General features: G+C 62.5%; 1 protein-coding gene. It reads left to right on the top strand.

Annotated features, from left to right (window positions below; translation table 11 throughout):
• The first annotated feature begins 65 nt into the window (after positions 1 to 65).
• Positions 66 to 998, top strand: a complete 933-nt coding sequence (locus ACGYK9_RS19395; protein WP_394415359.1) for an IS5 family transposase — start codon at positions 66 to 68, stop codon at positions 996 to 998.
• Positions 999 to 1052 lie beyond the last annotated feature (54 nt).

The following is a 1052-nucleotide window of genomic DNA, read 5'->3' on the forward strand; positions in this document are numbered from 1 at the left end:
ATGGCTCTGTTGCACAAATCGTGTGAGGGATTCATCTCGTGAATCCAGCGTGGTAGCTGGGATGCATGAGCAGACCTACACCCCCAACCTACAGAACCAGGAACTGGCCAGCCTACAATGAAGCGCTCAAGCGCCGGGGCTCGCTGACGATCTGGTTCGACCCTGAGATGAGCTGGGATGGCGCGCCGACAGGCCGGCGTGGCCGACAGCAAACCTACAGCGATGCCGCTATCCAGACGTGCCTTTCAATGAAGGTTTTGTTCGGGATGGCGCTCCGGCAGACGACCGGGTTCGTCGAAAGTCTGCTGCGACTGGTTGGCCTCGACTGGACTGTGCCCGACTTCAGCACGCTGTCGCGCCGCCAGAAGACCTTGGCTGTCAACATTCCATACCGTGGATCGAAAGGCCCGCTGCACCTGCTGATCGACAGCACCGGCATCAAGGTCGAGGGCGAAGGCGAATGGCACGCCCGCAAGCATGGTGGCCCGAAACGTCGCGTCTGGCGCAAGATCCACCTCGGGATCGATGAGGAAACGCTGGAGGTTCGGGCCGTTGAGATCACCGGAAGCCACATCGGCGATGCGCCGGTCTTGCCCGACCTCCTCAGCCAGATCCCGGATGACCAACAGATCGGCAGTGTCACGGCAGACGGTGCCTACGACACCCGCAAGTGCCACGATGCCATCGCTGACCGCGGTGCCCATGCCGTCATCCCGCCCCGCAGGAACGCCAAGCCGTGGAAGGTGATCACAGCTGGCGCGGCCGCACGAAACGAGGCCCTGCGCGCCGCAAAATACCTTGGCCGGGCCCTCTGGCGAAGATGGAGCGGATACCACCGCAGAAGCCGCGTCGAGACCAAGATGCATTGTGTGAAACTGCTGGGCCAGCGGCTCATGGCGCGAGACTTCGACCGACAGGTCGCCGAGCTCCAGGTCCGCATCGCTGTCCTGAACGGCTACACCGCGCTCGGCATACCCGTCACGGAAGCTGTGGGATAAGTCTGTCCGGGGAAAGGGGAACCTCGGCGTTCAGCCGATTTGTGCAACAAAGCC

The sequence above is a fragment of the Sulfitobacter sp. 1A15258 genome, from assembly GCF_043557045.1.
Lineage (GTDB): Bacteria > Pseudomonadota > Alphaproteobacteria > Rhodobacterales > Rhodobacteraceae > Sulfitobacter > Sulfitobacter faviae.